Below are 24,085 nucleotides of genomic sequence, written 5' to 3'. Positions count from 1 at the left end.
GTCCTATGTAACTCGGGACAGTACCGATGGACTGTTTCCAATATGTGGCATTGAGAAAACCCTGCTGTTCCCTAACGGAAAAGACCAGGTCAAGGACGGCTGAGAGCGCTCACATTCGCGTCGTTGTCCACCGGTTGCCCAGCGGCCGACGCCAGCAGACCCTCGAGCACGTGCTTGCCGAGTGCATTGTCCGCGGGCAGATCGATGGGGTACTTCCCGGTGAAACATGCTGCACACAAGCGCGATTCGGGCTGCTCCGACGCCGCGATCATGCCGTCGATGGAGATGTAGCCCAGCGAGTCGGCACCGATGGCCTGCCGGACGCCTTCGAGGATTCCATCCTCGGAATCGACGCCGTTGGCGATCAGCTCTGCGGGAGAAGCGAAGTCGATGCCGTAGAAGCAGGGCCACCGCACCGGCGGGGACGCGATACGGACGTGGATCTCGAGGGCACCGGCCTCGCGCAGCATCCTGATCAGCGCCCGCTGCGTGTTGCCGCGAACGATCGAATCATCCACCACCACGAGCCTTTTGCCGCGAATGACCTCTTTGAGAGGGTTGAGCTTGAGCCGGATACCGAGCTGCCGAATGGTCTGCGACGGTTGAATGAACGTGCGGCCCACGTACGCGTTCTTCATGAGCCCCTGGCCGTACGGGATTCCCGAGCCCTGGGCGAAGCCCACGGCTGCCGGAGTTCCGCTCTCGGGCACCGGGATGACCAGATCACCCTCGGCCGGATGCTCCTTGGCGAGACGACGTCCGATTTCCACCCGAGTCGAGTGCACCGAGCGACCGCCGATGACGCTGTCGGGCCGTGCGAGATAGACGTACTCGAACACGCAACCCTTGGGCTCGGGGGCAGCGAAACGCGAGGACCGAACGCCGTCGGCGTCGATCGCCAACAGTTCGCCGGGCTCGATGTCGCGGACGAACGCCGCACCGACGATGTCGAGTGCTGCGGTCTCGCTGGCGACGACCCAGCCGCGATCGAGGCGACCGAGGCACAGCGGCCGAACGCCGTGCGGATCACGCGCGGCGTAGAGGGTGTGCTCGTCCATGAAGGTCAGGCAGAACGCGCCTTTGAGCAGCGGCAGCAATTCCATGGCCGCCTGCTCGATGGTGCAGTCGGCGGCCTTGTGCGCCAGCAGTGCCGTCACGACATCGGAATCCGACGTCCCGTTGCCCTGCAATCGATCGCTGATCAGGCCCGCATCGCGAGCCTTGGTGGCGAGTTCTGCGAAGTTCACCAGATTGCCGTTGTGCCCGAGCGCAATACCGGTACCGGCAGTGGTGGTACGGAAGATCGGCTGCGCGTTCTCCCACGTCACCGAACCACTCGTGGAGTAACGGCAATGACCGATGGCGACGTGCCCGGGCATCGCGCCGAGTGTCTGCTCGTCGAACACCTGACTGACCAGGCCGAGATCCTTGAACACGAGCACCTGGGAGCCGTCGGACACCGCGATGCCTGCGGCTTCCTGCCCACGGTGCTGCAGCGCGTAGAGGCCGTAGTACGAGAGCTTGGCCACGTCCTCGCCCGGTGCCCACACACCGAACACTCCACACTCTTCGCGCGGCTCGTTCTCCGGCTCGTCGATGGGTTTGCCTATTAGAAGATTCGGACTGTCGACCGACAAATCGGCGTTGGTCACGGGCATTGCTCCCTAGGGGGTCCGGGGCGGGGGGCCGTGCCCAGTCTACGGGCACACGGGCTGACACAACGCATCGTGTGTCCAGGAGATTCCCGACGGCCGAACGGCCGCTGAAATCCGGCGGTCAGGTGATGGTCAGCAACGGCAACCACCGACCCACCTCGACGGCCCGGCTGCCGGACGCGTCGATCGAGCCGTCGCCGAGCGCCTCGGCGAAATCCCGGGTCCCGGTAGCCACCTGAAGCCATGTCAGAGCATCGGTTTCGACGACGTTCGGCGGGGTTCCTCTGGTGTGCCGGGGCCCGACGATGCACTGCACCGCGACGAACGGTGGTACCCGCACCTCCACCGACGAACCCGGTGCGTTCTGACCGAGAGTTCTGGCCGTGGTGCGCACGGCGGCGGCGATCTGCGCGCGCGGCGGCTTCTCGGCCTCACCTCGGATCCAGTCGGCGACGGCCAGAACGGCCTCGCGAACCTCGGCGGGACCGACCTCCTTGTGCGGCGGCATCTCCGATCAGTTCCTTTCGCGTTCGGTCGCCGCGAGATGCGCCAACACGGCACCGCTCGCGTTGAGTGCGTAGTGCAGCGCAGCAGGGGCGAGCACACTGCCGCTGCGTGCCCGCAGCCACGAGAACACCACCCCGGCGACGGTCGTCGCGGCAACGGTCCCGGCCACCGAATCCCCGGCGGCGCGGGCGGGACGAATGTGCCACAGTCCGAAGAAGACCGGCGACAGGGCAGGCGATGCCGCATCGAGCACACCGCGGAAGAGCAACTCCTCGGTCAGCACCGTCCCCACCGGAATCCGAAACAGCACCCACTCCGCGAGATCGTCCTCGGACGGACGGACGCGTCGACGCAGTGCGGGTACGGCGGCCACCACCGCAGACCCCAGGACGGGTATCGCTGCCGCAGCCGCTCCCCATTTCAGCCCGGATGCGGCGTTACGCAGGCCCAGCCGTTCGGCATTCGATCCCGACACCGCAGCCACAGCGACGGCGAACGACGCGTTGGCCACTGCCCGCCCGCGGGCTCCGAGCCCGGCCGCAGGCAGCACGTATGTGCTCCACGCCGTTGTCACGAGTCCGGTCAGAATGGGTCGTTCCGCAGGCTCCACTGCGGTTGCCAGAGCGGTTCTCACTTCTCGGGACCGTCACGTCCGGCGAACTGCTCCATGACGCCGCGCACTCGTTCGGTGTCGCGGTCGGTCCACCCCTCGGGAGCGGCGACGGCCACCCAGCCGTCGAGCACGAGGGTGCCGTAGTTGTGACCGTGGCCGTCGGGGACGCCTGCTGCGTTGGTCAGGTCCGCTGCCACCTGCCAGAAGGTCACCACCGGGAACCAACGCATGCTCGGCAGTCGGTCCGGCCCCGGCGGCTCGGACAGCCAGTCCGGGCGCTCGAACAACAGGTCCGGTGACCACCAGACCACCGGATCCGACGCATGCTGGACGTACAGGATGCGCGGGGCGTACCAGGGCTGATCCTCCGGCGGGATGCCCGACGAATTGTCGGCGAAGCGAACCGTCAGGCCCTCGGAGTACACCGGCCGAACTTCGGGGCTGCCCGGATCACGCCTGCTGACGAACTGACTCCAGATGCGGTTGTCGTTCGGCGGACCCACCCACAGGACGCCGTCGGTGGTGGCGCGGATGTCCGCCAACCCGTCGAACGCGCCTTCACCGGACTTCGTCCCCAGACTTTCGCCGTAGACGTAGAACTTGGGACGGGTGGCCTCGGGCTCCTGCAGCCACCGGTCGTGCACCTTGTCGATCAGAGCCTTGCCTGCCTGGGCGGCTTTGTCGCCCTCGGCGATGAACGAGATCCAACTCGGCAGATACGAGTACTGGGAAGCGACGGTGGCGACATCGCCGTCGAACATCAGCTCCTCGGCCTCGACGGCGGTGGGGTTGACCCAGCCGGTGCCGGTGGTCGGCACGACGATGAGCGCTTTGCGCTGGAACGCGCCGGTGCGTTCGAGTTCGGCGACGACGATGTCGAGTCGTTCGTCCTGAGTCTCCGCGGTTTCCAGTCCGGCGTAGGCCCGAATGGGTTCGAGGCTCGGACGTCCGGTGGCCCGTTCCATCTCGTCGGCTCGCAGGCCGCTGGAGACGAAGTTGCGGCCCTCGAATCCGAGTGTGTCCCACGGTGCCAACGAGTTCGGGCTACCCGACCTCTCGTCGGCGACGGGTTGCTCTGTGCCCTCTCGCGTTTCGTTGTTCTGCAGACTGAACACCGAGTTGGTCACCTCGGAGACCGCACGCAGCAGCACACCCTGAACCAGCGCGACGACCAGAACCACCAGGACGATCACGCCGAGTGCGTTGGCCACCTCGCGTGGCATCTTGACGATGCGATTGATCTGACGGGCGAGCAATCGGACGACGTCGCGTAGCACCCGCGAGATCGAGATGAGCAGTGCGGCAATGGCAATGCTCAATGCTCCGGTACGGAGGTACCCCGTCGTGGTGGTCCCCTCCGCGTCCATGAGCGCGGCGAGCTCACGCTGCCACTGCGCCGAGACCGCCAGCATGATCATCGACGCAGCGACGGCGACGACGAGTACGACGACCTTGACTGCAAGTTCGACCTTGCGCGGCAATGGCCACCACGAACGCGAGGACAGCCACCATCGCGTCACCGCCCATCCCACGGCCACCCCGAAGGCGTACCCGATAGCCGAGTTGATGCCGCCGATGATGCCCTGGAACAGCCATCCACGAGGCAGCAGCGACGGCGTCAGCGACCAGCAGAAGAACAACGCGCTGAACGCGATTCCGGTGAAGTCCAGACGCAGCAGGCCCCACGACCACATGACGAACGGATGCTTCTCCGGCGACGGAGCCGAGAACTCCACCGTCGGGAAGTGATACCGATGATGCTGATCCTGCTCGAGTGTGGGCTCGGTCCCCCTTCGACGCTCCGATACCTGTCCCCCCACCTCGGTCAGCCGAAGAGTCTGGGAAGAGTGCTCTCGAACGTCTCCCGCAGTTCCGTCATCGGCACGGAGAACTGCCCCTGGACCTCGATCGAATCCGAGCCCTCGTCGACGACACCCACTCGCGCCCACGGAAGTCCGCGTGCGGTGCACATGCCGGTGAACCGGGTCTCCTCGGTGCGCGGCACGGCGACCAGCACCCGGCCGGAGGATTCGGAGAACAAGGTCACGAACGGGTCTGCGCCTTCGGGCACGATGATTCGGCAACCGGTTTCGCCGGCCAAGGCTGCCTCGACGACGGCCTGAGCGAGACCACCCTCGGACAGGTCGTGTGCAGCCGAGACCAGGCCGTCGCGGGAGGATGCGAGCAGGATGTCTGCCAACAACTGCTCCCGAGCGAGATCGACCTTCGGCGGAACGCCGCCGAGGTGATCGTGCTCGACCTGCGCCCAGATGGACCCGTCGAACTCGTCGTGGGTCTCCCCCAGCAGGATCAGTGTCTCGCCGGGCTCGAGGCCGAGCCCGGTCGGGATGCGGCGATGGACGTCGTCGATGACGCCCAGTACTCCGACCACGGGGGTCGGCAGGATCGGCTCCGCGCCGGTCTGGTTGTAGAAGCTGACGTTGCCGCCGGTGACCGGGATGCCGAGGCTGACACACCCGTCCGCCAAACCGCGTACGGCCTGCTGGAACTGCCACATGACACCCGGGTCCTCCGGCGAACCGAAGTTCAGGCAATTGGTGACGGCCTTGGGAGTGGCGCCGGTGACCGCGACGTTGCGGAACGCCTCGGCCAGAGCAAGCTGCGCGCCCTGGTACGGGTCGAGTGCGGTGTAGCGGCCCGACGCGTCGGTGGCCAAAGCGATTCCGCGACCGGTCTTCTCGTCGATGCGGATCACGCCTGCATCGGCGTTCTCGGCCAGCACGGTGTTGCCGCGGACGTAGCGGTCGTACTGCTCGGTGATGAATCGGCGGCTGCACAGCTGCGGCGAGCCGATCATCTTCAGCAGAGTGGCCTTCAGCTCGTCCGCGGTTTCCGGACGCTTCAGCGACGCCGTGCTGTTCGCGATCAACGCATCCTGGGTGTCCGGACGCTGCACCGGACGGTTGTACACCGGGCCTTCGTGCGCAACGGTTTTCGGCGGTACATCGACGACGGTATCGCCGTGCCAGGTGATCTGGAGGTGCTCGCCGTCGGTGACCTCACCGATGACCGTGGCCAGGACGTCCCACTTCTTGCAGACGGCCATGAATGCGTCGACGTTCTCGGGGGTCACCACGGCGCACATGCGCTCCTGGGATTCGCTCGAGAGCACCTCGGCCGGAGTCATGCCGGTGGCGCGCATCGGCACCTTGTCGAGCTCGATGTGCATGCCACCACTGCCGGCGGACGCGAGTTCCGATGTGGCGCAGGACAACCCGGCACCACCGAGGTCCTGGATGCCGACGACGAGCTTGTTCGAGTACAACTCGAGGCAGGCTTCGATGAGCACCTTCTCGGTGAACGGATCGCCCACCTGAACCGCGGGAAGCTTCTTGCGGCCCCCACCGGTCTCGTCACCGTCGAAGGTCTCCGACGCGAGCACGGACACGCCACCGATGCCGTCGAGACCCGTTCGTGCACCGAACAGAATGATCTTGTTACCCAGGCCCGACGCGAACGCCAGGTGCATGTCCTCGACCCGCATGACGCCGGCACACAGGGCGTTGAGCAGAGGGTTACCGGCGTAGGAGGCGTCGAACACCGTCTCGCCGCCGATGTTCGGGAGACCGAGGGAGTTTCCGTACCCACCGACGCCTGCGACGATGCCGCTCAGGACACGGCGCGTATCGGGTGCATCGGCAGCACCGAAACGCAGCTGGTCCATGACGGCGATCGGGCGAGCGCCCATGGCCATGATGTCGCGGACGATGCCGCCGACGCCCGTCGCCGCACCCTGGTAGGGCTCGACGTACGACGGGTGATTGTGGCTCTCGACCTTGAACGTGACGGCCCAGCCGTCGCCGACGTCGACGACGCCCGCGTTCTCGCCGATACCGGCGAGCATCGGCTTGCGCATCTCGTCGGTGGTGGTCTCGCCGAAGTACTTCAGGTGCACCTTCGAGGACTTGTACGAGCAGTGCTCGCTCCACATGACGGAGTACATCGCCAATTCGGCGTCCGTGGGCCGACGACCGAGGATTTCCTTGATACGGACGTATTCGTCGTCCTTGAGTCCGAGTTCCTTGTACGGCTGCGCAACGTCGGGGGTGGCGACGGCGTTCGAGACAGTGTCTGTGGGTACAGAGCTAGCGGACACGAGGAATAGGTCCCTTCGATGGAGCGAAATGCCAGGGAGAGTCTATAAGGTGCCGCCGACATGTACGGCATCGGACGTATCGGCCTCGTGCGAACATCACCTGATGGACATTGCACTGACCGAGGACGATCTGGACGAAACGGGCGTCATCGACCCGTCGATGGTGGCCAAGGGAGTCGACGTACCGCCGAAAGCCGTCGTCTGTTTCTTCGCCGAGGTGATCGAGAGCATTTGCGCGAAAGGCGACGCCCGCGTGGTGTCGATCATGCGCTCCGAGCACGGCGAACACCCCGTCTACGAGATCGAACGAGACGGTCAGAAACTTGCCGTCTTCCATCCCGGCGTCGGCGCACCACTGGCCGCACTGTTCCTCGAAGAAGCCATCGCCATGGGCTGCACGCAGTTCGTCGCCGTCGGCGGTGCCGGGGCGCTGTCCGACGACTTGGGCATGGGACACGTCATGGTCGTCGACAGCGCCCTGCGCGACGAAGGCACCTCGTTCCACTACCTGCCACCCGGTCGAGTGGTCGACGCCGATCCCGCAGGCGTCGCCGTACTCCAATCGGTACTCACCGACGCCGGCATCGACTTCGTCACCGGCCGCTCCTGGACCACCGACGCGCTCTACCGCGAAACCCGCGGCCGAGTCTCGCGCCGCGTCGAGGAAGGCTGCCGAACGGTCGACATGGAGGCGTCGGCCTTCTGCGCAGTCGCCCGATTCCGTGGAGTCCGATTCGCGCAACTGCTGTACGCGGGCGACTCCCTGGCCGCCGACTGGGATCACCGCGGCTGGACCAAGGCAACAACGGTGCGCGAACAGTTGTTCTGGCTCGCTGCCGACGCCTGTCTGCAACTCGATCCGCTCTAGGTCCTCGGGTCGCTGGTCGGGGTCGCTGGTTCACCCCCCCGGATTTCGCAAACGCGCGCGCGTTTGCCGAACGCGAGCGAAACAGCCCCGGAATCGGGCACGAATCCGCGCGCACCTGACAAATGCGCGCGCGTTTGCGCCGCCGATCGGGCTCAGGCAGGAGCGAGGAAAGCCGCCAACGCGTCGGCGTATGCCTTCACGTCGCCGGCTCCCATCAACTCTCGGGACGAGTGCATGGCGAGTTGCGCTGCGCCGACGTCGACCGTCGACAACCCGGTGCGCGACGCGGTGATCGGTCCGATGGTCGATCCGCACGGTAGATCCGCGCGATGGACGTAGCGCTGCAACGGTACGTCGGCTTGCTCGCAGGCCAGTGCGAATGCACCGGCACCGGCGGAATCGGTTGCGTAGCGCAGGTTTTGGTTGACCTTGAGTACCGGTCCGCCGCCGAGTTCGATGCGATGTGCAGGCTCGTGACGATCCGGGTAGTTCGGATGCGTCGCGTGCGCCATATCGCCCGAGGCACAGATGGATCCGGCCATCGTGCGCAAAAATTCCTCACGACCGCCGCCGCGCCCGAGCACGATGCGTTCGAGCACGGTGTTGAGCAGGTCCGAGAACGCGCCGCGGTCGGACATACTGCCGACTTCCTCGTGGTCGAACAGTGCCAGCACCGGAGTGACGTCGGTCGGATTCTCCACTGCCGCAAGCAAAGCCTGCGTTCCGGCGTAACAGGTGCCCTGGTTGTCCAGACGCGGCGCACTGACCAACTCGGATTCGACGCCCACCACCGCGCTGGGTGCCAGGTCGTGTGTCATCAGTTCCCAGCCCAGCACCGAACCGGGATCGACGCCTTCGCGGTCGGCAACGTAGGAGATGAACGATCGCGGCGAGTTACCCACGCCCCAAATGGCATTGACGTGCCGCTGCGGATCGAGCGTCACGCCTTTGCGGTCCTCGGACAGGTGGATCGCCAGCTGCGGAACGCGAAGGATCGGCTCGTCCACCTTGACGAGTACCTCGCGGGCGGTGTTGCCGTCACGCACGCTGAGCCGGCCGGAGATACCCAGGTCGCGATCGAGCCAGGAGTTGAGCCAGGCACCGCCGTACGGCTCCAGCCCGACCATCTGCCAACCCGCCGACTCCAGATCAGGATGCTGTTTCACCCGGAGATTGGGGCTGTCGGTGTGTCCGCCGACGATGCGGAAGGGGCCCTCACGCTCGGTGCTCCAGGCAACGAGTGAGCCGCCGCGGATCAGGTAGTAGCGGCCCGCTTCCGTCGGCCAGGCATCGGTCTCGTCCAGACGCACGAATCCGGCGTCCTCGAGCTGCACCGACACCGTCCGACACACATGGAACGGGGACGGCGAGACGTCGACGAAGTTGCAGAGACCGGCAGCAGAGGCAGAGGACGACATGGGAACCATTGTGTCAGCCGCCGCGTCGAACACCCCGAGAGCACACACCGACCGGGGGAGAAACATGATGATCGAGCCGACACCGAACCAACACGTCGCTCACGCAACCACACTCGCCATCGTACGAATGAAAACGATCGAAGCATTTCGTACCCGCGGAATGGTGGTGCACCGTGAGGATGCGACCACGCTCGGTGCGGAGTCGGGTGCACGCTTCCCGCTCGACAACGTGTTCGCCCGCTGCTCGGGTGCGCCCCGGTCGGCGTGGGACAGCATCATCGGCGGCCATGTCCAGGTCATGATCGAGGCGATGCGCGAGTCCGCTCCGGCGTTCATCGCAGGCCTGTCCGACGACGAGTTCCATTCGAAACTCCGTGAACGCGTCGTCGCGCCGTGCGTGTTGGAATCGATGGGTTCGTACAGTTATTCGGTTCCCCTGCTCGCGGCACCCGATGCGCCGAGGCGGGTGTTGAATCTGTCGTCTCCGAATCGAGCTCTGACGTTGTCCGACAGTCACTTCGAGGGGCGCGACATCGACGCTGCGTGGGCTGCGGGTCGCAAGAACACTGCGGCGATCGAGTTCGAGGGAGCGCAGTTGCTCGAACGCGAGGGGGTCTGCATCGAGGTGCTCGACGGCGATTCGATCTATCTTGCGTCGAAGATCGCCGATATGACCACGTTGATTTCGTCGCATTTGGGCGAATGCCTGTACGGCGTACTCTTCGCCGTCCCCAACGCGTACGAATTCGCCTTTCATCGGCCCCGCGACGCCGACGACGCAGTCGCGGCAGCCACCGCACTCGCCGAGCTGGCCGACGTGTTCTCTCGCGATACACCGAGCCCACTGTCGCGCTCGGTGTTCTTCTGGCGAGACGGCGAGTATTGCGACGTGACGCACGGGCCTACGGGTATCTTCACCTCAGCGTTGACCGAACTACGCGCACGCGCGGCCTGACTGCGATCACGTGCCGACAAACCCGCTATTCAGGCGGCGGAGTGGTCGGTCGTCCCGCTGCAGCGTCGCGAATCCAGTCGGGTACGGGTTGATGATCGCGTTCGGCCATGGTGATGTACGCGCGGGCAGCGGCAGCGGCGACCGTTGGCCGTGGTGCTTTGATGTTGCGTTCGTCGGTGGTGGTCATCGCGGGTCCTCCTGCTCGCTCTCGCCGTCAGTGTCCTCGGTTTCGCGCGGTTTCGCGCGGTTGCGCCAGTGCGCGACGTGCAGACCGGCCCGCAACGGCAAGCAGCACCTTGCGTTCGGTGCTGGCGATGAGAGCGACCCCGACGACGGCCAGAACGCCAACGACGAGCGTTACCCACGACTGGGCGGGCATCCGCTGCTCAATGCGCCCCGGATACGCAGAACACGTTGCCGTCGGGATCGCTGAGCGTCACCCAGCGAAAGTCACCCATGGTGTGCTGCTGGACCTCGGTCGCACCCGACTCGACCAGCCGAGAGACCTCGTCGTCGAGGTTCTCGGCGGTCATGTCGAGGTGGAGGCGATTCTTACCCGGCGACGGGTCGTCGACCTTCTGGAAGGCCAGTCGATACGGGGCCGAAGCGAGTGCGACGACGTAGAACCAGCCGTCGTTCTCCTCGACGACCGATCCGTCGACCTGTGAGGCCCACCAGCGAGCGAGCGGGCCTGGGTCGGGGGAATCGAACGTGATCATGCCCAGGGTCAGTGTCATGGCGGAAGATTAGACCCACCCACCGACACGAAAATCAGGCGTTGACGATCGCGTCCAGTGCCGAGTAGAAGATGCCGAGCCCGTCGTCGCTCGGGCCGGTCAACGGCTCGGTGGCGTGCTCGGGGTGGGGCATCAGGCCGACGATCCGACCGTTTGCCGACGAGATTCCGGCGATACCGCGCTGCGACCCGTTGGGGTTGCTCCCGCTGTAGCGGAACACGACGCGGCCTTCACCTTCGAGCTCGTCGAGCACGCTCTGCGATGCCTGGAATCGGCCCTCGGCGTTCTTGACCGGAATCAGGATCTCGGCATCCTGCTCGTATCGCGACGACCATGCCGTGCCGGCATTCTCGACCTTCAACCACTGGTCGCGGCACACGAAATGCAGGCCCTCGTTGCGCGTCAACGCTCCGGGAAGCAGTCCGACCTCGCACAACACCTGAAAACCGTTGCAGATACCCAGGATCGGCATCCCGCCCTCAGCCGCCTTGACGACGGACTCCATCACGGGAGCGAAGCGGGCGATCGCACCGGCCCGCAGATAGTCGCCGTACGAGAATCCGCCGGGGACGACGATGGCATCGACGTTCTTCAGATCGGCGTCGGCGTGCCACAGGCTGACGGCCTCGCCGCCGGCGAGAGTCACGGCGCGGGATGCGTCGACGTCGTCGAGAGTTCCGGGGAACGTGATGACTCCTACGCGGGCGCTCATGAGATGCGGGTCACTTTCCAGTCCTCGATCACCGTGTTGGCGAGCAGCGATTCGGCAAGCTTCTCGAGTTCGGCATCGTCGACGGAATCGTCGATCTCCAGCTCGAAGCGCTTGCCCTGACGCACATCGGACACACCGGAGATTCCCAGCCGGCCCAGCGCACCTGCGATGGCCTGACCCTGCGGATCGAGAATCTCGGCCTTGGGCATGACATCGACTACGACTCGGGCCACGAAAGCGCTCCTTGAAATACGTACAGCAAGACAGTTACCGGCAGGTGGGAGTCTACGCAGCCCTGGCCAGCGGAGCGAAACCGCGCTTACTGTGGAGTGCATGCGGCTGACACACTTCGGACATTCCTGCGTTCTGGTCGAACTCAACGGCACCACGGTGCTGTTCGATCCCGGCACGTTCTCTCACGGATTCGAGGGCATCACCGGACTCGACGCCATCCTGGTCACTCACCAGCACCCGGATCATGTTGATCTGCAGCGACTTCCCGCGCTTCTCGACGCCAATCCCCGCGCCGAGCTGCATGCCGATCCCATGACGGCAGGCCAGCTCGGAGGGAAATGGATCGCGGCCCCGGCGGGCAAGGACTTCTCCGTGGGCGGCATCACCGTCACCGGAGTCGGCGGCACGCACGCCGTCATCCATCCGGAACTGCCGGAGATCGACAACACCGGTTACCTTCTCGGCACTCCCGAGACCCCGGGGCAACTGTTCCATCCCGGTGACTCGTTGTTCGTTCCCGAGCAACAGGTCGAGGTACTGGCACTGCCCGCGGCCGCACCGTGGTCGAAGCTGTCCGAGACGGTCGAGTTCCTGCGTGCGGTGGCACCGAGAATGGCCTTCCCCATCCATCAGGCCGTGGTCGCGGAACAGGCGAGGGGCATCTACTACGGCCGCTTCAAGGACATGTCCGACGCCGAAATCCGCGAACTCCCCGAGGAATCGTCCGTCTCGATCTAGCCGGTGACCTCGGGCGGGAGGGTGCCGATCATGGTCACTTGCGTTCCGTCCCACTGGTAGTCGATCGTGGCCGGACCGCCGGTCGGGTTCGCATTGGCGTCATCGGCGAGTGGCCAGCGGTAGTTCACTGTGATCGTGTCGGCGGACTGTGCCGCCACCGACGTGAACCCGTACGGCTCCAGCGTCGCGGTGCCGAGGTACTCGGCGTCGTGGAAGAAGAGCAGATGCGTCGGCGAGCTGACCGTCGCGCCGTACGGGAGGGCTTCGACCCAGGTGAACGACGCACAGGGATCGCCCATGTCGGTGGCGACCCACGGTGAATCTGCGAACACGAGCGGCAGCGAGTCCACGGCCTGCGGTACCGGCCCCCACGTCAGATCCAGGCACAGTGGCTCGGCTTCCGACGGACCCATGGGGACCAGGTCGCTGGCCTCCTCGGGTGGCGTTCGCTGCGGCTGCGCTCCCTCGGTCACGGTGGCCGGGTCGGGTGTCACCGGTGCCGGACTTGTCTGGGTGGTTGCCTGGGTGGCCGCCGGAACGGCCGAGGACGGTGCTGCCGACGGCGTTCCATGCTCCGATCCGCCGCACGCGACGAGAGCTGTTGCACCTACTGCGAGGAGCAGAAGTCGTTTCATGAAGACCGCCTGGTTCGATTTGCCCGACGCCAGGTATGTCCCCTCGCAAACATGTTCCGTTACATCAAATTTCGATCAAGGGGCCTGAACCCTGCCGGCGCAGGCAACTCTTGCTCCACTGTTCGCTCGCTCCGCGGTATTTCAGCGGAAGCCGCCACAGAGTGGAGCGCCAGTTGCACTCGTCAGTCGAGCCGAACCAATTCCCGCAGTGCCGACTCGTCCACCGCGTCGAGTCCGTCCAAGAATGCAGCGGCGAAGGTACCCGGACGTGACGTCGAGCGAGCCGCAATCTCCGACGCGACCGCCACGTGCGCGTGCGCGGCGACGGCACCGATCAACTCAGACGGAGAAACGGAACAGTACGCAGCCGTCAGCGCACCCAACGCGCATCCGGTGGCTGTAACTCGTTGCAGCAGTGCGCTTCCGCCGCCGATCTTCACCGTCGAGCCTTGCGCGAAGATGTGGTCGACCTCGCCCGAGGCCGCTACGACCTCGGCGCGGTCGAGGAGAGAACGCGCCGCGTCGACGGAGTCCGCCACGTGTGCAGACGAATCCACGCCTCTCGATCCACCCTCAGCGCCCGCGAGTCCCATCACCTCGGAAGCATTTGCGCGAATCACACTGGGCCGGTTGGCAAGTAGTTCCAGCGCGACCTGGGTTCGCCACGGCAGCCCGCCCGCGCCCACCGGATCGAGTACCCACGGCTTCCCCGCTACACGCGCGGCAGCGGACGCCAGACGAGAACTTTCCACCTGCGCAGCCGTCGGAGTTCCGAGATTGACCAGCACCGCGTCGGCGATCTCGGCGAAGCCGGCCGCTTCCTCCGGATTGTCGACCATCGCCGGAGCCGCACCTGCCGCGAGCAGGGCGTTGGCGACGAATTGCACCGACACCGTATTGGTCAGACACTGCACCAGCGGATTGCGATCACGCAGCAGTCGATGCGCGGCAACGATGTCGTCCAGGGTCACACTCGAGGCATTCATCGCTGTCGAGTCTACGACCGCTCCCACCCCGTTCGCGTCAATGGACCACCCCACCCCCTTCGGATCAATGCGCCTTTCTTGCAATCTGAGTGACTGAAAGCCACATTGATCCCAATTGGAGGTACAGAGCAAGCCGGGGGCGGGGCGGGGCGGGGTGAGGCAGCGAGGAGTCAGGCCACACGAGTTTTGGTGCGCGGGATCCATTCGTAGAGTCCGGCTGCGGCGTTGTGGTGCAGGGAGAGGTCGATGGCATCGAGGATTGCCTGTCGGGGCGCGGGGCGTCCGAGTTGTTTGGCGCTGATGGCCAGGCGCACCACTCCCCCGCGTCGGGCGGTGCGACCGGCGCCGAGTACGAGTGCTTTGAACCACCAGGGTTCGGCTTTGAAGCCTTCGCCGATTCCCCAGACCCGGGCGCGGATGGTGCCGTCTCGGTCGAGATCGTGAATACCGTTGAGCGAGGCGATCATTCGGAATCCTGCATCCGGGAGCGCCTCGATGGCTCCGGGTGAGGCGATCCAGCGCGGAGCGGCGAACACTCGGGTGCGCAGACCGGTCTGTTCCATGACGCGGTCCGCGGCCATCAGTCGCAGTCGAGCTTCGTGGCGCGGCAGTGCGGCGAACTCGGAACGTCGACGCTTAGTCGCGGCCTGGTCGTAGCCGTGCAGAACGATGGCGTCGCCACTGTCGCGACGGGAGCGCAACCATTCCTGGGTGGGCACGTCCGCGGCCAGCCGGTACTTGTCCTTCAGCCGCGGTGCGACGAGCAGCGACAGCGGGACGCCCCGTCCGTCGAGGTCTCGCGCGAACTCGGCGGCGTGCTCGTAGGTGTCGTTCTTGATTCCGCTCACCGACACGATCAGGCGTCCAGACATGACTCGAGCCTCGCACACCAGCGTGAACGAGGCTCGACGTCGATGCAGACAGAAGCTAAACGGCGATCGTTTCCTTCGGCAGGATCTTGTCGATCGCGGCGAGGACCTCGGGTGCGTCCGGCTCGGTGCGCGGGCGGAACCGGTTGGTGACGACGCCATCCGGGGAGATCAGGAACTTCTCGAAGTTCCACTGAACGTCTCCGGCGGTGCCGTCGGCGTCCTCGGTCTTGGTCAGTTCGGCGTAGAGCGGGTGCCGGTTGTCACCGTTGACGTCGACCTTCTCGGTCATCGCGAACGTGACGCCGTACGTGGTGGAGCAGAAAGTTTCGATTTCTTCGGCGGTGCCGGGCTCTTGGCCACCGAACTGGTTGCACGGCACCCCGACGACCGACAGGCCACTGGCGGAGTACTCGTTCGCGAGCTTCTCCAGCTTTTCGTACTGCGGGGTCAGTCCGCACTTGGACGCGACATTGACCACGAGGACGGCCCGTCCGGCGTACTCGTCGAGCGAGGTGGGCGCACCACCCAGCGTGTTGATGCCGATGTTCTGAACTTCAGTCATCATCCGAACTTACCTGTGAGTACCGACAGAATGGAACCGACGCACAAAAGCAAGTACGACCCCGCTGGTGGCAGGGCCGTACTTGCGTTCTTCCGAACCGGGCGACGGGGGGATGCGCGTCGCCCGGCAGGTTCTTATGCCTTGGCGGCGTTCTTTTCGATGATGACCTGCTTGTCGGCAGGCCGGTCGTCCTCGGGGTAATGGTCGTCGACCATGGTTTCCTCGTCGAACGGCAGGTTGCCGTCGAGCACCGTGTTGACTCGTTCCTTGTCCAGGGTCTTGGTCCAGGTGCCGACCAGCAAGGTGGCAACGGCGTTACCCGAGAAGTTGGTGACGGCGCGAGCCTCGGACATGAACCGGTCGATTCCGACGATGATCGGGACGCCGTCCAGCAGCTGAGGGGCATGACTTTCCAAGCCGCCGGCCAGCGTGGCCAGGCCTGCTCCGGAGACTCCGGCTGCACCCTTGGAGGCGATGATCATGAACAGCAGCAGCGAGAACTGCTCGGGGATCGAGAGCGGCAGGTTCATGGCGTCGGCGATGAAGATCGAGGCCATCGTCAGGTAGATCGCGGTGCCGTCCAGGTTGAACGAGTAGCCGGTGGGGACGACGATGCCGACGGTGGTGCGCTCGACTCCGACGTGCTCCATCTTGGCGATCAGACGCGGCAGGGCCGACTCGGACGAGCTGGTGGCGACGATGAGCAGGTACTCACGGGCCAGGTACTTGACCAGCTTGAAGATCGAGAAGCCGGAAACGAACTTCAAGATCAGGCCGAGGAAGAAGAACACGAAGATGAAGCAGGTGACGTAGAAGGCCAGCATCAGAGTGCCGAGCTGCAGTACCGCGTCGAATCCGGTCTTGCCGACGACACCGGCGATGGCACCGAAAGCACCGATCGGGGCGAGCCACAGGATCATCGTCAGGATGCGAAAGACGAGCTTCTGTACTGCACCGATGCCCTTGAGGATGCCTTCGCCGCTCTTGCCCATGGCCTGCAGGGCGAAGCCGACGAGGATGGCGACGAACAACGTCTGCAGTACCGAGCCTGCGGTGAGCGACGACAGCAGCGAGGTCGGAATGATGCCTGCGATGAAGTCCATCGTGCCGCCGGCCGCCTCGGCCGTCTTGACCAGTTCATCGGCTCCACCGCTGGGCGGAATGTCCAGACCGTCACCGGGCTGGATCAGGTTGCCGACGACCATGCCGATACCGAGCGCGATGGTGGACATGCTGAGGAAGTAGGCCAGGGCCAAGCCGCCGACGCGACCGACACTGGCTGCCGCGCGGACCGAACCGATGCCGAGGACAATGGTGCAGAAGATGACCGGGCTGATCATCATCTTGATCAGGCTGACGAAGAGCGTGCCGAGCACGGCCAGCGAGACGCCGAAGTCCTTCCACACCAGGCCGACGATGACTCCGGCGATGACGGCGATGATCACCGCGATGTAGAGCCAGTGAGTCTTGTCGCGCTTCTTCTTGGGCTCGGTGGGCGGATTGTCGAACCGCTCCGCATCGATGGTTGTCATGAATGTTCCTTCTGGTTCAAGTGAAGCGCGAGTCGAACTGCGGACTTCGTAACTGTCGCGGGTGGAGTGAGGTGGGTCACCCCTGCTGAGAGATGATGTTGCTGCACCCAGTGACTGGAGTCACCTATACGTTCATTCTGTTCACATCGATGTTTCTTGTCCGAAAGGAATGTGTTGTCCTCGAAGCGGCCGCTGAGCGTGGCGGGCCAGGTTTTGGTCCTGCAACTGGTCGTCATGGCCGTCGTCGTTCTCGCCGGCGGGATACTGACGATCCTCAACGAGAGGTCTAACAGCGACGACGCCACCCGACGTGAGGTGACGGCGATCGCGGTGAGTATCGCCAACGAACCGTCGACGCCGCTGGCCATCGAATCCGAAGACCCGACGTCTCGTCTGCAGCCGGAAACGGAGAAGATCAGGCAGGTCACCGGGGTCGACTTCATCGTCGTCATGGCTCCCGATCGCACCCGCTTCACGCACACCACCGTCGACCTGATCGGTAAACCGTTCAGCGGCAACATCGATCGCGCACTGCTCGGTGAGACGTTCACCGAGACGTACGTGGGCTCTCTCGGCCCGTCCATCAGGGCGGTCACACCCGTCACCGATACCGACGGCGAGATCGTCGGTCTCGTGTCCGCTGGAGTCACCCGCCAGAAGATCAGCGATCAGTTCCTGCAAGGCCTGCCGTTGATCCTCGCCGTCGTGCTCGCGGCCTTCGTCGTCGCTGCGGCCGGTTCGACGCTGCTCAGCCGCCGGCTACGGCGTCAGACATTGGGAATGGCTCCGGCCGAATTGCGGACGATGTACGAGCATCACGACGCCGTTCTGCATTCCATCGGCGAGGGCCTGTTGGTGTTCGGACGCAGCGACGAGGCGGAGTTGGTCAACGACGAGGCCCGACGCCTTCTCGACCTACCGGACGGGCCGGTGTCGCTGACGTCGTTGCCGGAGTCGATGCAACAGATGGACACCGGGATCGTCCGCGGTGAGCTGCACCTGACGAAAGATCGTGTACTCGTCGTCAACCAGGATCCGGTCATGTGGGAGGGCAAACGCCTGGGTAACGTCCTGACGATTCGCGATCAGACCGAGTTGCGTTCGTTGATGGGCGAATTGGATTCGGTGCGCAGTTTCGCGGAGTCACTGCGCTCGCAGGCGCACGAGGCGGCGAATCGATTGCACACGGTCATCACGATGGTCGAGCTCGGTCGGCCCGAAGAAGCCGTCGAATTCGCGACGGCCGACCTCGAACTCTCGCAGACGCTCATCGACCGGTTGATGAACGCGGTCGGCGAGCCTGCGCTCGCGGCGCTGTTGCTCGGCAAGGTCAGCCAGGCTGCCGAACAGGGCGTCGAGCTGACGATCACCGACGACACGGCGATGGAACACGAAGGGGTTCTGACTGCTCGCGAATTGGTGACGCTGGTAGGCAATCTGATAGACAATGCGATCGATGCCTCGAAAGAATCCGACCAGCCGTGGGTCGAAGTGACGGTCCGCGACGCCGACGGTGAACTCGTCGTCCGGGTGGCCGACAGTGGTCCCGGCATGCCACCGGAAACCTTGAAAGCTGCTCTCCGGCGGGGATACTCGACCAAATCGGGATCTCGCGGACTCGGCCTCGCGCTCGTGACGCAGGTGATCACGCGGCACGGTGGCACGTTGACCTCGGAAGTGACGTACGGGTCGGTGTTGGTTGCGACCATTCCGGGAGCGACGTCGTGATCCGCGTACTGATCGTCGACGACGAACCGCTCATCGCCGAGGCACACAAGACGTACGTGGAGCGAACGCCCGGTTTCGACGTGGCCGGAGTCGCACACACCGGCGCTGCGGCCATGCGATTCGCCAGCACCGAACCCGTCGATCTGGTGTTGCTGGACATCGGGCTGCCCGACGCCAGTGGCATCGACGTCGCTGCGGCGCTCGGCGGTCTTCGTCCGAGCCCCGACGTCATTGCCATCACCTCCGAACGTGATCTGTCGGTAGTTCGTTCGGCAGTGGCGCACGGCATCGTGCTGTATCTGCTCAAACCGTTCACGTTCGCTGCGTTCCGCGACAAGCTCGAGCGCTATCGCGAATTCCACGATGCATTACCCGCCGGCGAGAACGCGTCCAGTCAGCGAGACATCGACCGTGCGATGGCGCATCTACGCACGGCCGACGAACGCGTCTCCACCCCCAAAGGCATAGCCCCACAGACGATGGACGGCATCACCGCCAGCGTCAAGCAATCCGTCGACGGCCTCAACGCCTCCGAGGCGGCCAAGGTTGTCGGCGTATCCCGGGTGACGGCCTGGCGCTACCTCGAACGACTGGCCGACGACGGCCTGGTCACCCGGCACACCGAATACGGTAAAGCCGGGCGACCGCAGGTCCGCTACGTGTGGCGCTGACGCGCCAGTGGTGTGGTTGAGTGCCCCCTGGGGCGCTTGATCACTCCACTGCGGCGCCAGCCGCACTCACGATCCACGCGTACTCGAAAGCCGCTTCCTTCCACTTCTCGTAACGCCCGCTGACTCCGCCGTGACCGGCGCTCATTTCGGTCTTGAGCAGCAGGTCCGAGTCACCGGTCTTCGTAGCACGCAGGGCCGCAACCCATTTGGCCGGTTCGACGTACAGGACGCGGGTGTCGTTGATGGACGTGATCGCGAGGATCGACGGGTAGTCCTTGGCCTCGACGTTCTCGTAGGGGCTGTACGACTTCATGTAGTCGTACACTTCCTTGTCCGCCAACGGGTTTCCCCACTCGTCCCATTCGATCACCGTCAACGGCAGCGACGGGTCGAGGATGGAGGTGAGTGGGTCGACGAACGGAACGTTGGCCAGGATGCCGTTGAACAGCTCGGGTGCGAGGTTGGCCACCGCACCCATCAGCAGACCACCTGCGCTGCCGCCGTCGGCAACCAGATGCTTCGGTGAGGTACGGCCGGTGCCGATGAGATGCTGTGCGGCAGCGATGAAGTCGGTGAACGTGTTCTTTTTCTGCAGCGTCTTGCCCTGGTCGTACCAGTGCCTACCCATCTCGCCGCCGCCGCGCACGTGTGCGACGACGAAAACGATGCCGCGGTCGAGCAGAGACAACCGCGCCACCGAGAACGACGGGTCCATCGATGCCTCGTACGATCCGTAGCCGTACAGCAGCGTGGGAGCAGGACCCTCGGGGACGTCCTTGCGAGCGATGACCGACAGCGGAATCTCTGTTCCGTCCGGCGCGGTCGCCCACTCTCGGTGCTGCACATAGTCGCCGGCGTCGAACTCACCGAGAACCGGCTGCGATTTGCGGAGCAGCAATTCCCCGCTCGCGATATCCAGGTCGTACACCTGACCGGGGGTGATGAAGGAGGTGTAGACCATCCTCAGCAGGGGCTGGTCCCACTCCGGGTTCGAGCCGGCTCCGACCGAATAGAGCTCCTCGTCGAACTCGAGCTCGCGGTATTCGCCGTATCCCTCGTCGGTCAGCGGCCAGATCGCCATGCGGGTCAACGCTTCTCGGCGGTAGGTGAAGATCAGGTGTCCGGCGAAGGCGTCGATGTCCTCGACTCGGACGTCGTCGCGGTGTGGAACCAGAATGCGCTGATCGAGTGGATCGCTCACCGGGGCCTCGGCGAGCAGGAAGTTCTCGGCCTTCTCCCCCTCGGTACCCCAGCCGTTGACCGAGCCGTTGTGGGTGATGAGGAAGCGATCCTCACCGGCCACGACGGCGTGTTCGATGCTGTACTCGATGCCGTCCGTGCGCGGCAGTACGACGCGGAACTCGCCCTCGGGATCGGTGGATTCCAGGACGAGGCACTCGGAGGTGATCTTGGAACCGACCCAGATCATCAGGTACTTCTCGCTACGGGTGGAACCGAAGCCGACCCAGTAGCTTTCGTCGGGCTCGTGAAAGACCTTGACGTCCTCGGCCTTACCGAGGGTGTGTCGCCAGACGGTGTCGGGACGCCAGGATTCGTCGACCGTCAGGTAGAAGACGTGGGTGGCGTCGGCGGTCCAGGTGGCTCCCGGCGCGACGTTCTCGATGGTGTCGGCCAGCAGTTCTCCGGTTTCGAGGTTCTTGAAGCGCAGTGTGTACCGCTCGTCGCCCTCTGTGTCGGTCGAGTACGCCAGCAACGTGCCGTCGAGGCTGATCGAGAATGCACCGAGCGAGAAGAAGTCGTGACCCTCGGCTTCGACGTTCGCGTCGAGCAGGATTTGCTCACCGGGTACGTCCACGTCGGAAGACAGCGTCGGCGGTGTCCAGTCGTCGGGAGAGTCGACGGGGCAACGGCATTGGAGGCCGTACGACTTACCCTCGACGGTGCGCGAGTAATACCACCACTGGCCCATGCGCGTCGGCACGGACAGGTCGGTCTCCTGGGTGCGCGATTTGATCTCGTCGAAGATCGTGCCGCGGAGTGCTTCCAGTCCGGCCGTCTGCTGCTCGGTGTACGCGTTCTCGGCTTCGAGGTAGGCGATCACCTCGGGGTCTTCCTTGGCGCGCAACCACTCGTAGTTGTCGATGAACGTGTCGCCGTGATGGGTGCGCCCCTGCGGCACCTTCTTGGCAATGGGAGGGGTGATCGTCATGGCGTGACCCAATCGTCGAAGTTCAGGCCCGAGATGCGCTCGTAGGCCTCGATGTAGCGGCTGCGCGTTGCGGCGACGACGTCGTCGGGCAACGGTGGCGGTGGGGTGTCGGACGCTCGGTCCCAGCCGGATTCGCCGGTCAGCCAGTCGCGAACGAACTGCTTGTCGAAACTGGGCTGAACGCGACCTTCTTCGTACGAGTCGGCAGGCCAGTAGCGTGAGGAATCGGGGGTGAGCACCTCGTCGGCGAGAACGAGGTTGCCGTCGGCATCGGTCCCGAACTCGAACTTGGTGTCCGCGAGAATGATTCCGCGTTCCAGAGCGAAGTTGGCTGCACGCGAATAGATCTCGATGGTGTCTTCGCGGAGCTTGAAGGCCAGCTCGGCACCGACCAGTTCGACGGCCTGGTCGAAGGTGATGTTCTCGTCGTGCTCACCCAGTTCGGCCTTGGCGGCAGGAGTGAAGATGACCTCGTCGAGTTTGCTCGATTCGATCAGGCCGGGCGGCAGTTCGACGCCGCACACGGCACCGGTCGCGTTGTAGTCCGCCAACCCGGATCCGGTGAGATAGCCGCGAGCAACGCACTCGATCGGCACCATGTTCAGCTTCTTCACCACCAGGGCGCGGCCGAGCAGTTCGGCGGGGATGCGTTCGTCGAGCGGATCACCGGCCAGGTGGTTGACGCCGCCGAGCTCCTCGAAGAAGAACACGCTCATCGCCGTCAACACCCGTCCCTTGTCCGGGATCGGGGTGTCGAGGATGTGGTCGTAGGCCGAGATTCGATCGCTCGCGACGAGCAGCAGATGCGCGTCGTCGATCGTGTACAGATCGCGGACCTTGCCGCCGGTCAGATGCTCGTAGCTACTCAGTGATGGTCGCACGAGGCTCAACACTATCTGGGCCGGTGCCGCCACGTCGGCGGGCAGGGATCACAATGAGTAGCAATGGCAACGACCGAATCGACCCCGGACATCGGATTCCGCTCCGAACGCGGTCCCATCCTGATCGCGCTGATGCTCAGCTCGTCGCTGGTTGCGCTGGACGCGACGATCATCGCCACTGCGGTGCTCACCATCGTCGGCGACCTCGGCGGGTTCGCGCAGTTCCCGTGGTTGTTCTCGATCTACCTGCTGGCACAGGCTGTCTCGGTGCCGCTCTACGGCAAATTGTCCGATCTGTTCGGGCGTAAGAAGATCATGGTGTTCGGCATCGCGGTGTTCTGCCTGGGCTCGATTCTGTGCGGCCTGGCGTGGAGCATGCCTGCTCTGATTGCTTTCCGCGCGATTCAGGGACTCGGTGCGGGTGCCGTGCAGCCGATGTCCATCACGATCGCAGGCGACATCTACACGCTGCCCGAGCGCGCCAAGGTGCAGGGCTACCTGGCCAGCGTGTGGGCGATCTCTTCGGTGCTCGGCCCCGCCCTCGGTGGCGTCTTCTCCGAGTACCTGTCGTGGCGGTGGATCTTTTTCATCAACATTCCGCTGTGCGCGGTGGCGGCGTTCATGTTGCTGCGCAAGTTCGAGGAAGGCGCTGTCGAACGCGCCAAGCCGAAGATCGATTACCTCGGTGCCGCTCTGCTCACCGTCGGCGCGACGATGGTGCTCCTCGGCCTGCTCGAAGGCGGCCAGTCCTGGGCCTGGGGTTCGCCGATCAGCATCGCGATCTTCGTCGTGGGCTTCCTACTGCTGGCGGTGTTCGCATGGGTCGAGTCCCGCGCCGAGGAGCCGATCCTGCCGCTGTGGGTGTTCACCCGGCGGGTGCTTGTGGTCAGCAGCTTCATCTCGTTGCTCGTCGGCGCATTGATCCTGGGACTGACGTCCTACGTCCCGACCTTCGTACAGGGCGTGTTCGGCACCGGAGCCATCATCGCCGGCTTCTCGCTGTCCACGCTGACCCTCGGCTGGCCGATCGCGGCATCCCAGTCCGGGCGGGTGTACCTGCGCTTCGGCTTCCGCACGACGGCAGTGGTCGGCGGTTCGATCGGGATCGTGGGTACGGCACTGACGACTCTGCTCGACGCCGATTCGCAGATCTGGCACGTCGCGGCGATGTGCTTCGTCATCGGCCTCGGCATGGGGTTGATCGCGAGCCCCACCTTGATCGCCGCACAGTCGAGCGTCGAGTGGGCCGAACGCGGCGTCGTCACCTCCACCAACATGTTCGCCCGTTCACTCGGTAGCGCCGTCGGCGTCGCGGTGTTCGGTGCCATCGTCAACGCCCGTGTGTCCGGAGATCCAGAACCCGAACAACTGTCCGACGCCATCCATCTGGTCTTCATCGGAGTGCTGGTCGCCGCCGTCCTGATGACTGTCGCTGCGGTGTTCATGCCCAGGCGCACGGCCCGATAACTCGCCCACTGGTCCCGCCGCGTACCG

General features: G+C 64.9%; 24 protein-coding genes. 6 read left to right on the top strand and 18 right to left on the bottom strand.

Annotation, left to right across the window (positions count from 1 at the left end):
- Window positions 1–89: 89 nt before the first annotated feature.
- The 5 genes from purF to purL all read right to left on the bottom strand — a co-directional run bounded on the left by purF (window position 90) and on the right by purL (window position 6,892).
- Entirely contained in the window at window positions 90–1,652 is a 1,563-nt protein-coding gene (purF, locus tag K414_RS0110135; RefSeq protein ID WP_027495846.1) for an amidophosphoribosyltransferase, read from the bottom strand.
- A 124-nt stretch (window positions 1,653–1,776) separates the two neighbouring features.
- Window positions 1,777–2,163 carry a sterol carrier family protein gene (locus tag K414_RS0110130; protein WP_027495845.1) on the bottom strand — a complete coding sequence of 129 codons (387 nt, stop codon included), beginning with the start codon at window positions 2,161–2,163 and terminating at the stop codon, window positions 1,777–1,779.
- Between the two features lie 6 nt (window positions 2,164–2,169).
- A complete protein-coding gene (locus K414_RS0110125) occupies window positions 2,170–2,796 on the bottom strand; it encodes a CPBP family intramembrane glutamic endopeptidase (RefSeq protein ID WP_237606167.1) in 627 nt (208 codons plus the stop codon).
- Window positions 2,793–4,511, bottom strand: a complete 1,719-nt coding sequence (locus K414_RS0110120) for an alpha/beta hydrolase (RefSeq protein ID WP_237606453.1) — start codon at window positions 4,509–4,511, stop codon at window positions 2,793–2,795. Before K414_RS0110120 ends, K414_RS0110125 begins: the two co-directional genes overlap by 4 nt.
- Window positions 4,512–4,600: 89 nt before the next feature.
- A complete protein-coding gene (purL, locus tag K414_RS26600) occupies window positions 4,601–6,892 on the bottom strand; it encodes a phosphoribosylformylglycinamidine synthase subunit PurL (protein WP_032390720.1) in 2,292 nt (763 codons plus the stop codon).
- Between the two features lie 103 nt (window positions 6,893–6,995).
- Between purL and K414_RS0110110 the strand changes: the two genes are divergently transcribed.
- Window positions 6,996–7,760 (top strand): nucleoside phosphorylase, encoded by a 765-nt coding sequence (locus K414_RS0110110; RefSeq protein WP_230598144.1) that lies wholly within the window; start codon window positions 6,996–6,998, stop codon window positions 7,758–7,760.
- Window positions 7,761–7,912: 152 nt separating this feature from the next.
- Here K414_RS0110110 and K414_RS0110105 read toward each other — a convergent pair whose 3' ends face one another.
- Window positions 7,913–9,187 (bottom strand): M18 family aminopeptidase, encoded by a 1,275-nt coding sequence (locus K414_RS0110105; RefSeq protein WP_027495841.1) that lies wholly within the window; start codon window positions 9,185–9,187, stop codon window positions 7,913–7,915.
- 118 nt (window positions 9,188–9,305) lie between these two features.
- Here K414_RS0110105 and K414_RS26595 point away from each other — a divergent pair, with 118 nt between their 5' ends.
- Window positions 9,306–10,133: a hypothetical protein gene (locus K414_RS26595; RefSeq protein ID WP_174557233.1), complete on the top strand. Its 828-nt coding sequence runs from the start codon at window positions 9,306–9,308 to the stop codon at window positions 10,131–10,133.
- Between the two features lie 25 nt (window positions 10,134–10,158).
- Here K414_RS26595 and K414_RS29105 read toward each other — a convergent pair whose 3' ends face one another.
- Genes K414_RS29105 through purS form a run of 5 tightly spaced genes read right to left on the bottom strand, consistent with a single transcriptional unit; the run spans window position 10,159 to window position 11,815 of the window.
- Window positions 10,159–10,320, bottom strand: a complete 162-nt coding sequence (locus tag K414_RS29105) for a hypothetical protein (protein ID WP_155288495.1) — start codon at window positions 10,318–10,320, stop codon at window positions 10,159–10,161.
- A 27-nt stretch (window positions 10,321–10,347) separates the two neighbouring features.
- Window positions 10,348–10,512: a hypothetical protein gene (locus K414_RS29360; protein WP_196250494.1), complete on the bottom strand. Its 165-nt coding sequence runs from the start codon at window positions 10,510–10,512 to the stop codon at window positions 10,348–10,350.
- A 7-nt stretch (window positions 10,513–10,519) separates the two neighbouring features.
- Window positions 10,520–10,870, bottom strand: coding sequence for a VOC family protein (locus tag K414_RS0110085; RefSeq protein ID WP_027495840.1), 351 nt, complete (start codon window positions 10,868–10,870; stop codon window positions 10,520–10,522).
- 34 nt (window positions 10,871–10,904) lie between these two features.
- Window positions 10,905–11,582 carry a phosphoribosylformylglycinamidine synthase subunit PurQ gene (gene purQ / locus K414_RS0110080; RefSeq protein ID WP_027495839.1) on the bottom strand — a complete coding sequence of 226 codons (678 nt, stop codon included), beginning with the start codon at window positions 11,580–11,582 and terminating at the stop codon, window positions 10,905–10,907.
- Window positions 11,579–11,815 carry a phosphoribosylformylglycinamidine synthase subunit PurS gene (purS, locus tag K414_RS0110075; RefSeq protein WP_027495838.1) on the bottom strand — a complete coding sequence of 79 codons (237 nt, stop codon included), beginning with the start codon at window positions 11,813–11,815 and terminating at the stop codon, window positions 11,579–11,581. The genes purQ and purS overlap by 4 nt, the downstream gene beginning before the upstream one ends.
- A gap of 100 nt (window positions 11,816–11,915) precedes the next feature.
- Here purS and K414_RS0110070 point away from each other — a divergent pair, with 100 nt between their 5' ends.
- Window positions 11,916–12,554 (top strand): MBL fold metallo-hydrolase, encoded by a 639-nt coding sequence (locus K414_RS0110070; RefSeq protein ID WP_027495837.1) that lies wholly within the window; start codon window positions 11,916–11,918, stop codon window positions 12,552–12,554.
- On the opposite strand, the gene K414_RS0110065 is transcribed toward K414_RS0110070, so the two are convergent.
- The 5 genes from K414_RS0110065 to K414_RS0110045 form a co-directional block, all read right to left on the bottom strand.
- Window positions 12,551–13,189, bottom strand: a complete 639-nt coding sequence (locus K414_RS0110065; RefSeq protein ID WP_027495836.1) for an LppP/LprE family lipoprotein — start codon at window positions 13,187–13,189, stop codon at window positions 12,551–12,553. The genes K414_RS0110070 and K414_RS0110065 overlap by 4 nt on opposite strands.
- A gap of 182 nt (window positions 13,190–13,371) precedes the next feature.
- On the bottom strand, window positions 13,372–14,175 hold the full coding sequence (gene thiM / locus K414_RS0110060; RefSeq protein ID WP_027495835.1) for a hydroxyethylthiazole kinase: 804 nt from the start codon (window positions 14,173–14,175) through the stop codon (window positions 13,372–13,374).
- 170 nt (window positions 14,176–14,345) lie between these two features.
- Entirely contained in the window at window positions 14,346–15,047 is a 702-nt protein-coding gene (locus K414_RS0110055) for a DUF2334 domain-containing protein (protein WP_027495834.1), read from the bottom strand.
- 55 nt (window positions 15,048–15,102) lie between these two features.
- Entirely contained in the window at window positions 15,103–15,612 is a 510-nt protein-coding gene (locus K414_RS0110050; RefSeq protein ID WP_027495833.1) for a glutathione peroxidase, read from the bottom strand.
- Window positions 15,613–15,743: 131 nt separating this feature from the next.
- Entirely contained in the window at window positions 15,744–17,141 is a 1,398-nt protein-coding gene (locus tag K414_RS0110045) for a cation:dicarboxylase symporter family transporter (RefSeq protein WP_027495832.1), read from the bottom strand.
- A gap of 234 nt (window positions 17,142–17,375) precedes the next feature.
- Between K414_RS0110045 and K414_RS0110040 the strand changes: the two genes are divergently transcribed.
- Together K414_RS0110040 and K414_RS0110035 are read left to right on the top strand one after the other, a co-directional pair.
- Window positions 17,376–18,869, top strand: a complete 1,494-nt coding sequence (locus tag K414_RS0110040) for a sensor histidine kinase (protein ID WP_230073743.1) — start codon at window positions 17,376–17,378, stop codon at window positions 18,867–18,869.
- Window positions 18,866–19,540 (top strand): response regulator, encoded by a 675-nt coding sequence (locus K414_RS0110035; protein WP_027495830.1) that lies wholly within the window; start codon window positions 18,866–18,868, stop codon window positions 19,538–19,540. The genes K414_RS0110040 and K414_RS0110035 overlap by 4 nt, the downstream gene beginning before the upstream one ends.
- A gap of 40 nt (window positions 19,541–19,580) precedes the next feature.
- On the opposite strand, the gene K414_RS0110030 is transcribed toward K414_RS0110035, so the two are convergent.
- Together K414_RS0110030 and K414_RS0110025 are read right to left on the bottom strand one after the other, a co-directional pair.
- Window positions 19,581–21,710: a S9 family peptidase gene (locus tag K414_RS0110030; protein ID WP_027495829.1), complete on the bottom strand. Its 2,130-nt coding sequence runs from the start codon at window positions 21,708–21,710 to the stop codon at window positions 19,581–19,583.
- On the bottom strand, window positions 21,707–22,591 hold the full coding sequence (locus K414_RS0110025) for a phosphoribosylaminoimidazolesuccinocarboxamide synthase (protein WP_027495828.1): 885 nt from the start codon (window positions 22,589–22,591) through the stop codon (window positions 21,707–21,709). The genes K414_RS0110030 and K414_RS0110025 overlap by 4 nt, the downstream gene beginning before the upstream one ends.
- A gap of 63 nt (window positions 22,592–22,654) precedes the next feature.
- Here K414_RS0110025 and K414_RS0110020 point away from each other — a divergent pair, with 63 nt between their 5' ends.
- Window positions 22,655–24,058, top strand: coding sequence for an MDR family MFS transporter (locus K414_RS0110020; RefSeq protein WP_027495827.1), 1,404 nt, complete (start codon window positions 22,655–22,657; stop codon window positions 24,056–24,058).
- Window positions 24,059–24,085 lie beyond the last annotated feature (27 nt).

This window comes from Rhodococcus sp. JG-3, assembly GCF_000482405.1.
Taxonomy (GTDB): domain Bacteria; phylum Actinomycetota; class Actinomycetes; order Mycobacteriales; family Mycobacteriaceae; genus Rhodococcoides; species Rhodococcoides fascians.
Note: the sequence above shows the minus strand (reverse complement) of the source record. Positions and strands in the feature narration are given on the sequence as shown.